A 9,617-nucleotide genomic window follows, 5' to 3' on the forward strand; every position below is an offset into this window, starting at 1 on the left:
AGCTTCTGAACAATATGGATAAAAACATACCGCATCCTTCTATGCCCGATAGCTTGCAACGTTTAAGGCAGATAGAAAATAATAAGTTCAGGTTTCTTATCTTAGCCGCCAAATCAAACGGAGCATGGCACAACACGAAGAAGATTTTGATGCAAATCTGGCCGGTGAAGAGGGTCAATCAGAAGAAACAAAATCGAGTTGGTTCAAGCGTATCAAAAAAGGCATTCTGACCAGTACAGCGGAGAAAAAAGAAACTCCGGAGGGATTATGGACAAAATGTCCGGAGTGTAACTTTATTTGTACCATGAACGAACTCAGGGAACAACTGTTCGTTTGTCCCAAGTGTAATTATCACCATCGTATCGGAAGCGACGAATATTTCGAGATCATATTTGACCAGGGTACGGCTGAGGTGTTGTTTGAGAATATCCGTTCCAAAGACTTTTTAGGCTTTACGGATCTCAAACCTTATGAAAAAAGATTACAGGAAATCTGGAGCAAAACGGATATTACCGATTCCATTCGGGTAGCAACAGGAAAGGTACATAACCAGCAAATGGTAATTGCCTGTATGGATTTTGAATTTATTGGCGGCTCGCTGGGAAGTGTAATGGGCGAACGTATTGCCAGGGCGGTTGATCATTGCCTGGAGCATAAGATTCCGCTTATGATCATCTGTAAATCGGGCGGCGCGCGAATGATGGAGAGTGCATTTTCCCTGATGCAGCTGGCAAAAGTTTCCGGAAAACTGTCTCAAATGACCGATGCCGGTATTCCCTATATATCCTTCCTGACGGACCCCTCCTTTGGGGGAATTTCGGCGTCCTTTGGAATGTTGGGAGACCTTAATATTGCGGAACCAGGGGCTCTGATCGGATTTGCCGGACCAAGAGTGATTAAGGAAACCATTAAAAAAGACCTGCCGGAAGGATTTCAGCGCAGTGAATTCCTTTTAGAACATGGTTTCCTGGATTTTATTATAGATCGTAAACACCTGAAAGAACGCCTGAGCACCCTGCTCATCCTGTTCAATCATTAATAAAGAAGGGAGTAGATGTGGAACTGAGGAACAGGTCGGCTTTTCATGAGTATTTTTTTGAAACCACCTATGTGGCTGGAATGGTACTGGTAGGAACAGAAGTTAAAGCTATCCGGAATGGAAAAGTTAGCTTTAATGATGCGTATTGCCAGTTTCATAAAGGTGAATTGTATGTCAAGAACATGCATATCTCAGAATATGCCTTTGGCACTACCCAACGCCATGAACCCACCCAGGAACGAAAATTATTATTGAAAAAGAAGGAGTTACGCAAACTGGAAGGAAAAATTAAAGAGAAAGGATATAGTATAGTGCCGCTTAAAATTTTCTTTAACGAGAAAAACCTGGCTAAAATTGAAATAGGGCTGGGAAAGGGAAAAAAATTGCACGATAAACGTCAGACGATCATGAAAAGGGAGGTTGAGCGCGACATAAAACGGTATTTGAAGTAATTTATTGTATGTAAAATATCCTATAGTAAAAGTCCATTATTAAGTTGTTTTTTCTTTAATTTGTCCCTATGCACCGAATTATTCTGATATCCTTCCTGTTTTTTACCTTGCAAACCAAGGCCCAGACACTGGCCGGGAGTTGGTATGGTAAAGCGGATGTTGTGCTTGATGGCACGTTTAATAATTATCTCACGCAGCTAATCATCAAACAAAAAGGCAATAAAGTTGAAGGCATTTTCGGGTATTATTTCCGGAATGGTTATCAAAGCTTTTATATTAAAGGAACCTACGATCCTAAAACCCGGCAGGTTAGCATACCGGACATACCGGTTGTTTTCTATAAGGAAAATTCTATTGACGGGGTAACCTGTAATATGAGTTTTGAAGGTACACTTCGGGTATCCAAAGTAGGAAGTTTTGTACGCGGCAATTTTTTATCGGATGGTAAGTATAAATATACCTGTCCAGAATTAAGGGTATTGTTTTCGCTGGATTCCCTGGTACAGGAGGATTCGGTAATTAATGAAGGACTGGCAAAAAAGGTATGGCAGCCTTCTGTGGAAGATGTAATTGTTATGGATGATGAAGATGGCCCGGAGATAAGAAGGGCTACCAACCTGCCCGGGTTGGAAAGGGAAACGGTAAAAGGCCCCAGCCTGGATGCCAACTCGCTAACTTCCCGTTTTAAACAAAGACAAACTATTGTAACCTCTGAATTGCAGGTACAATCAGACTCAATACGCGTCAGTTTCTATGACAATGGTGATATTGATGGGGATAGTATTTCCGTTTTCCTGAACGGTACGCCTGTACTGGAAAAACAAATGATATCCGCCAAAGCCACTACTATTTATATTAAGCTGGATCCTTCTAAGGAATTCCATGACCTGGCCATGTTTGCGGAGAACCTGGGTCGTATCCCACCCAATACAGCCCTGATGGTTGTTTATGATGGCGATACCCCGCAGGAAGTGTTCCTGTCGAGTAACCTGCAACAGAATGGGTCGGTCAGGATAAGGAAGAGGACGAAAAAATAAATTAAAAAACCCGCGTAGTACGCGGGTTTTTTAATTTATTCAGGCATTTGGCCGGTTAAGAAAAAAGATTTCCCTGCGGGCCTTCTTCCTCTTTAACCACGGGCTCCCACTCTATTTCAGTGCTTTTGGTGAAATCAGCCAGTTTATTTCCGACGGCTTTCCATCCCATTACATCAATAAAGTCGGCCACCTTAATTTTTTGTGTTCTTGCTTGTGTTCCTCGGCCGGTATGTAGCAGCAGTATAGGCTTGGCCTGGGTGGTTACTGCTTCCAGCCGGTTACCCTTGCCTTCTTTAATAAATAAAAACTTACTCTGCAAAGTGGAGGTTTCAATTTTAAACCGCTTGATATTAAATTGAAGCTTCTCATTATCGAGATAAACCGCTGTAATGATTTTTTCAGGGTTAAATTTTTCTACTAAAAGTATTTTTTCAGGATCAAAGCGTTGGGTCATTTCCAGGTCGGTCAATTCATAATTTCCATCCTGGTAAATTACGACCAGCTTTTCAGACCCATCAAAATTGCCCAGGTATTGCCCCTTAGCTTCTGTATTCAACCTGCCAAACTTATCATCGAACCAAAGCTTGATGGCGCTTAGGGTAGATTTTCCGGCTTCTTTCAATTTAACCGATTTAATCGGGTATTTGGATACCTGGTTTCCAATGGCTCCCCTCCCCTTGATCTCAAGCTCTTCGAAATAGAACTCAAAGGACTTATTTCTGGCCGGGCAATTCGGGCTTAATACAATAGTTACAACTTCCGCTTCGCCATTGGCATTAGCGGTAAAATAATGGACTTTGCTTTTGTCTGTTCCCTTGGTAAGATCGTACTCTTTATCACGCGTAATACCGGTTACATTGAAACGTTTGGCAAAACTGGTTCCGGTATTTCCATCTGCATAGATCATGTTATAGGTGGTACGTTCATCATTTTTCTGAAAAACAGCCACATGAATAATGTCTTTTCCGATATAGACTTTTTCGCCTACCCGTACAACTTTCATGATTCCCCGCCGCGTAAAAACAATGATATCATCCAGGTCTGAGCATTCAAAAACAAGCTCATCTTTTTTGAGTGAGGTACCTATAAATCCGTCTGCCCAGTTTACATATAGTTTAGTATTGGCAATAGCTACCTGTTTGGCCTGAATGGCTTCAAAAGGTTTGATTTCTGTTTTTCGTTCCCTGCCTTTTCCAAACTTCTTTAACAGGTTCTCAAAGTAAGCAATGGCAAATTCAGTGAGGTGTTCGAGGTCATATTGCACCTGTTTAATATCTGCTTCCAACCCTTTGATCTGGTTGTTCAGTTCATCAATATCAAGGCGGTAAATTCTGCGTACCGGTTTTTCGGTGAGTTTGATAATGTCTTCCCTGGAAATGGCCCTTTTAAGTTGTTTTTTGAAGGGTTGAAATCCTTTGTCTATTGCTTCCAGTACCTTATCCCAGGTTTCGTGCTTTTTTTCCAACTCCTTATAGATTTTCTCTTCAAAGAAGATTTTTTCCAAAGAAGTATAATGCCATTTTTCCTGTAATTCACTCAGTTTTATGGTAAGTTCCTTTCGAAGCAACTCCCGCGTATTATCTGTAGCGGTAGCCAATAATTCATGCACACTCAGGAATCTTGGTTTCTGGTCTACAATAACACAGGCATTTGGCGAAATACTGATTTCACAATCAGTAAATGCATACAGTGCATCAATGGTAATATCCGGCGATATGCCTGGCGCCAGGTCAACCTGCACCTCCACTTCCGCAGCGGTATTATCCGTTACCTTTTTGATCTTGATCTTTCCCTGGTCATTGGCCTTAATAATGGAATCAATTAACCCGGAGGTAGTTATTCCGTAAGGAACACTTTTAATGAGCAGCGTTTTTTTATCAAGCTCTTCTATAAGAGCCCGTACACGAATTTTTCCTCCTCTTTTGCCTTCGTTATAATTGGTAACATCGGCCATGCCACCAGTCTGAAAATCGGGAAAGATCTCGAATTTTTTACCTTTCAGGTATTTAATCGAGGCATCAATCAGTTCGCAGAAATTATGGGGTAAAATTTTAGTAGACAACCCTACTGCAATGCCTTCCGCACCCTGCGCCAGCAGCAGCGGAAACTTCATAGGAAGCACCACCGGCTCATTTTTCCTGCCATCATAACTTAACTGCCATTCCGTGGTTTTGGCATTGAAGGCAACTTCCAGGGCAAACTTACTTAAGCGGGCTTCTATATAACGGGCGGCAGCAGCATCGTCGCCGGTTCGTACATCGCCCCAGTTACCCTGGGTTTCAATCAACAGATCTTTCTGCCCCATGTTAACCAGCGCATCACCTATACTGGCATCACCATGGGGGTGGTATTGCATGCTTTGACCGATAATATTAGCCACTTTGTTGAAACGCCCATCGTCCATTTCTTTCATGGCGTGGAGGATTCTTCGCTGCACGGGTTTTAATCCGTCTTCAATAGCTGGCACGGCCCTTTCCAGGATCACATAGGAGGCATAATCCAGGAACCAGTTTTTATACTGTCCCTGTACGCCGGTATCCTGCAGGTAAGTTTCGTTTTGTTTCCCTTTCGACATCTTCCGTTCTTATTTTTTGTTCGTACAGTTCTGATGGAATTCCTTCCGGATCCTGAAAAAACCAGGGGGGCCGCATTGTTCGGGGGCGGCCGGTTTCAACTTGGGTTTACTGGTCCGGCAGCTTTATTTCAAAATCTTTCATATTCTTTAATTCGCCCTGCGCCAGTAATTGACCAGTTGTTACCAGGTATTTTAACCGCCAAAGCAGGTAGGCATCTCCGGTGGTTTGTTTATTTTTACTCAGGAACTGATGGATGACTTTACTGGCTTTCTGCCAGTCGGCGCTCGCAAATTTTACCAGGTCTTTGTCGTAGTAGTCATATGTAAACTGGGATAATTTTTTACCGCCTTCCAGTATCCGAACCCCTTTGTTTTCGCTTGCCAGTTTAAGCCATTCATCCGGATCCACCTCAAATTCACTGAGGGTAATTGGGCGGGCCAGCTTTTTAGCTTTCAGGAATTCTTTGGGAGGAATGGTACTTAACCAGGTGGGATAAAACAACTGTCCTTTTTCGTTCAGGAAAGGCAGGTTATTCAGGTAAAGAATAAAAATTCTGCCCTGAAATTCTTTCACAAAATGTAAGAGCCAATAATAGCCCGAAACGTCGTGTTTATTTTGTGCGGCCCAGATCCATACCAGTTCTTCCGTATTTCTTCGAAGGCTACCCACCAACTCGGCAACCGTTTTGTAATCATCCACTTCTCCAGTAGCAACCTTGCCTTCATAATCTCCGCCGGCCAGTACTTCTTTCCACCAGTTTTGCCTGATTTCACGTCCTTCTCCTTTGTAAATATCCTGTATGGGGCCTACTGCATAATCATCTCTGATAAGTACTACTTCGCCTTGCAGGCTTTCATCCAACGCAATGGCCTGCTTCAAAACTTCTATATCCGGTTCATTAAAAACAAGGTGAATCATAATCCATTTATTAGTTCAGGGTTTCTTCTGCCAGGTCAACTTCTATTTTCAGGTTATCAATAATAAAATCCTGGCGCTGTGGGGTATTTTTTCCCATATAATATTCCAGTACCTGCTGAATATGCGTTTCTGGCATTACCAGTACGGGTTGTTTGCGCATATCATCCCCGATAAACCGGGCAAATTCGTCGGGTGAAATCTCTCCTAACCCTTTGAATCGGGTAATTTCGGGCTTTGCGCCCAGTTTTTTCATAGCGGCCTGTTTTTCTGTTTCATCGTAACAATAAATGGTTTCCTGTTTATTACGCACCCGGAACAAAGGCGTTTCCAGAATATAAACATGCCCGTTTTTTACCAGGTCAGGAAAAAACTGCAGGAAAAAAGTCATCAGCAAAAGGCGGATATGCATGCCATCTACATCGGCATCAGTGGCGATTACAATATTATTATAGCGCAGGTGTTCTACCCCTTCTTCCACATTCAAGGCATGTTGCAGCAGGTTGAATTCCTCGTTTTCATACACCACTTTTTTGGTTAAGCCAAAACAGTTCAATGGTTTTCCTCGCAAACTGAAGACTGCCTGTGTTTCCACATTTCTGGCTTTGGTAATGGAGCCACTGGCCGAGTCTCCTTCGGTAATAAAGATGGTACTCTCCCGTTGTTTTTGTGCAACGGCTTCCTTGTCTTTACCGGTTGGTTCTTCATTGTAATGATACCGGCAATCGCGTAATTTTTTGTTGTGCAGATTGGCTTTTTTAGCCCGCTCATTGGCTAATTTTTTAATGCCGGCCAGTTCCTTCCGCTCGCGTTCACTTTGTTCAATCCTTTTCTTAAGGGCATCTGCAGTGGCACTGTGTTTATGGAGGTAATTGTCCAGCTCCTTGGAAAGGAATTCCAATACAAAGTTTTTCATGGATTGGCCTCCCTCCTCTACGTATTGCGACCCCAGTTTGGTTTTTGTTTGGGATTCAAATACAGGCTCAACCACTCTTACGGAGATGGCCGCGGCAATGCTGGCCCGGATATCGGCGGCTTCGTAATCTTTCTTAAAAAAATCACGGATAACTTTTACATAGGCTTCCCGAAATGCTTGCTGGTGGGTACCACCCTGGGTGGTAAATTGCCCGTTCACAAAACTGAAAAGTTCCTCGCCATAATCATTGTTATGGGAAATTGCTACTTCAATATCTTCTCCTTTTAGGTGAATGATCGGATAACGAAGTTCATCTTCGTTCGTTCGGCGCTGCAATAAATCGAGCAACCCGTTTTTACTGACAAATTTTTTACCGTTAAAATGAATGACCAGGCCTGCATTCAGGTAGCAATAATTCCATAACAGGTTTTCTATGTATTCTTCCTGAAAGTGGTAATTACGAAATACCGTATCATCGGGTAAAAAATATACCAGGGTACCATTGTTTTGCTGGGTAGCGGTTTCTTTGTGTTCTTTGGTGAGAATACCTCTGGCAAATTCTGCCGTTTTTTCTTTTCCTTCCCGAAAAGCCGTTACTTTAAAATAGGTGCTGAGGGCATTCACTGCTTTGGTACCCACCCCGTTTAAGCCCACGCTTTTCTGAAAGGCTTTGGAATCGTACTTGGCGCCGGTATTGATTTTGCTTACAACATCTACCACTTTTCCCAGTGGAATTCCGCGGCCATAATCGCGTATGGTTACGGCTTTGTCTTTGATGGTTATTTCAATCTGTTTTCCGTAACCCATGGTATGTTCATCGATACAGTTATCGATGACCTCTTTAATAAGGACGTAAACGCCATCGTCTGCACTACTTCCATCTCCCAGTTTGCCGATATACATGCCGGGTCTTAGCCGGATATGTTCTCGCCAGTCGAGACTTCTGATTGAATCTTCGGTATACTCAAATCCAGTTTTATTAGCTTCTGCCATAGTCTTTCCTTTTTTACCTGCAGCCGGTAAATTGCTGCTCAAGCGGGCAAATATAAAAAAGTAGCGCCATCTTGCCGCAGCGGCTTTCTGCACCCCTGTGGATAACCCCAAAAAATAGTCAAGTAATTGATTTTCAAGTTGAATCGATTAAGGCTTAATTAAATTTACGGCTGTTCATCTGCAGGGTTGTACAGCTCCGGGATTAATCTTATTTTTGATTTCCCGCACCGGTTAACAAGCTTTTGCACCGAATTACTAACCCTCTTGCAAAGCCTTAACCATCCGGCCCATACTAATCCATTAAGTGCTGATTTACAACCCGTTATTTTAGTTTAACTGTTGAAAAATTGAAGTGTATGTATAACTATTCCTTATTGGAGACGAGTTGTTATTACCTGATCCAGGAGCAAGAAGAGGGGCCCATTTCGCTGATCAAGGTGAATTTGGACACGGACTATTGTTTGTTTATTACCAGGTTTGGGGAAACAGAAACAACCGAATGGAGAAAAAAACAGGATGTTATTTATGAGATCCTGGAGTTATTAAGTGATGAAAAAGTAAAAGAATGGCAGACGGCCTATTATAGTAGTGAGGATGCATATTATGAGGATGGGGAGGAATAAGCCTGCTTTGTACGGTAAACAGACCCTTTAAAATTAGAATATGGCAACCTATGCTGATTTGCAACCAGGTAATTTTTACCTGTTAAAAGATGCACAAGACACGGATATTGAAATGGTCTCCGTTTTAGCCTTAACAGATAAATGCATACTGTTAAGAAGCTTTGGACAGGTAGAGGAAGATTTTTGGAAAAAGCGAACCGATTCCATCGAGGAGATCGTGGAGGAACTTGACTATGAAAGTGCCTCCGCTATTTTATCGTTGTATGATGAGGAGGAAGAAGAAGAAGATTGGGAGGAAGAGGATGAATAAGCTGACCTACCCGATTGACCTGGGTTTTATTGCGGAAGAATCGGAGCGCTTGGTTGCGGAAAACGAACAGTTCCGTAGCTATCTTCGTTCCCTGGACCAAGACCTGGATACTACTGTTCAGGCCCTTAACCAGCGGATTTCGAGTGCTGTAGATTGTACTGCCTGTGGCAATTGTTGCAGGAGTTTGTTGATTAATGTAAGCCAGGAGGAAGCTGTTGCGTTGGCTGATCGGACCGGGCTAAGCCTGGCAGAGCTAAAGCAGTCGCATCTGGAAGAAAGTTTGGGTGGGCAATTAATCATCAATACCATTCCCTGTCATTTCCTGGAACAGAATAAGTGTACGATTTATGAAAACCGCTTTGCTGAATGCCGGGAATTTCCGCATTTACACAAGGATGGTTTTAGAGATCGGTTATTTGGTATTTTGATGCATTATGGGCGGTGCCCGATTGTGTATTATGTAGTGGAGGAGTTGAAAGGAATTACTGATTTTAGAACGAATACTAATCTTGCTATATGAAAAAATGGTTGTTTTTTTTGGCCGTAGCGTTATTCGGTGGAAGTTGTACCCTGAGTGGTCAGTCCGAAAAATCTGTACGTCCTGCTGAATTTTTAAAATTGATTGAACCGGGCGGAAATATTCAAGTATTAGACGTTCGTACTGCGGAAGAATTTAGAGCCGGTTATTTAAAAGGAGCATTGCAGGCAGATTGGCTAAATAAAAAGGAGTTTACAGATCGAACCAAACACCTGGAT

The 9,617-nt window shown here is 42.6% G+C and carries 10 protein-coding genes; 7 read left to right on the forward strand and 3 right to left on the reverse strand.

What is annotated here, in order from left to right:
- Nucleotides 1-124 precede the first annotated feature (124 nt).
- The 3 genes from accD (at nt 125) to A1D16_RS19200 (ending at nt 2,528) form a co-directional block, all read left to right on the forward strand.
- Nucleotides 125-1,039, forward strand: coding sequence for an acetyl-CoA carboxylase, carboxyltransferase subunit beta (gene accD, locus A1D16_RS19190; protein ID WP_290712528.1), 915 nt, complete (start codon nt 125-127; stop codon nt 1,037-1,039).
- A 17-nt stretch (nt 1,040-1,056) separates the two neighbouring features.
- Nucleotides 1,057-1,491: an SsrA-binding protein SmpB gene (gene smpB / locus A1D16_RS19195; protein WP_290712530.1), complete on the forward strand. Its 435-nt coding sequence runs from the start codon at nt 1,057-1,059 to the stop codon at nt 1,489-1,491.
- 68 nt (nt 1,492-1,559) lie between these two features.
- Nucleotides 1,560-2,528 (forward strand): hypothetical protein, encoded by a 969-nt coding sequence (locus A1D16_RS19200; protein WP_290712533.1) that lies wholly within the window; start codon nt 1,560-1,562, stop codon nt 2,526-2,528.
- A gap of 55 nt (nt 2,529-2,583) precedes the next feature.
- Here A1D16_RS19200 and A1D16_RS19205 read toward each other — a convergent pair whose 3' ends face one another.
- The 3 genes from A1D16_RS19205 to A1D16_RS19215 form a co-directional block, all read right to left on the reverse strand.
- A complete protein-coding gene (locus A1D16_RS19205) occupies nt 2,584-5,103 on the reverse strand; it encodes a DNA gyrase/topoisomerase IV subunit A (RefSeq protein WP_290712535.1) in 2,520 nt (839 codons plus the stop codon).
- Between the two features lie 106 nt (nt 5,104-5,209).
- Nucleotides 5,210-6,022, reverse strand: a complete 813-nt coding sequence (locus tag A1D16_RS19210) for a DUF1835 domain-containing protein (protein WP_290712536.1) — start codon at nt 6,020-6,022, stop codon at nt 5,210-5,212.
- Between the two features lie 10 nt (nt 6,023-6,032).
- Nucleotides 6,033-7,928, reverse strand: a complete 1,896-nt coding sequence (locus A1D16_RS19215; protein WP_290712538.1) for a DNA topoisomerase IV subunit B — start codon at nt 7,926-7,928, stop codon at nt 6,033-6,035.
- Nucleotides 7,929-8,284: 356 nt separating this feature from the next.
- On the opposite strand from A1D16_RS19215, the gene A1D16_RS19220 reads away from it, so the two are divergent.
- The 4 genes from A1D16_RS19220 to A1D16_RS19235 form a co-directional block, all read left to right on the forward strand.
- Nucleotides 8,285-8,551 carry a hypothetical protein gene (locus A1D16_RS19220; RefSeq protein ID WP_290712540.1) on the forward strand — a complete coding sequence of 89 codons (267 nt, stop codon included), beginning with the start codon at nt 8,285-8,287 and terminating at the stop codon, nt 8,549-8,551.
- A 40-nt stretch (nt 8,552-8,591) separates the two neighbouring features.
- Nucleotides 8,592-8,861, forward strand: coding sequence for a hypothetical protein (locus A1D16_RS19225; protein ID WP_290712542.1), 270 nt, complete (start codon nt 8,592-8,594; stop codon nt 8,859-8,861).
- Nucleotides 8,854-9,381: a YkgJ family cysteine cluster protein gene (locus tag A1D16_RS19230; protein WP_290712544.1), complete on the forward strand. Its 528-nt coding sequence runs from the start codon at nt 8,854-8,856 to the stop codon at nt 9,379-9,381. Before A1D16_RS19225 ends, A1D16_RS19230 begins: the two co-directional genes overlap by 8 nt.
- Nucleotides 9,378-9,617: rhodanese-like domain-containing protein (locus A1D16_RS19235; RefSeq protein WP_290712546.1), on the forward strand; the 240-nt coding region annotated here is incomplete at its 3' end. The genes A1D16_RS19230 and A1D16_RS19235, both read left to right, overlap by 4 nt.

It is taken from the genome of Flavihumibacter sp. CACIAM 22H1, from assembly GCF_001601815.1.
In the GTDB taxonomy this organism is placed as follows: Bacteria; Bacteroidota; Bacteroidia; order Chitinophagales; family Chitinophagaceae; genus Flavihumibacter.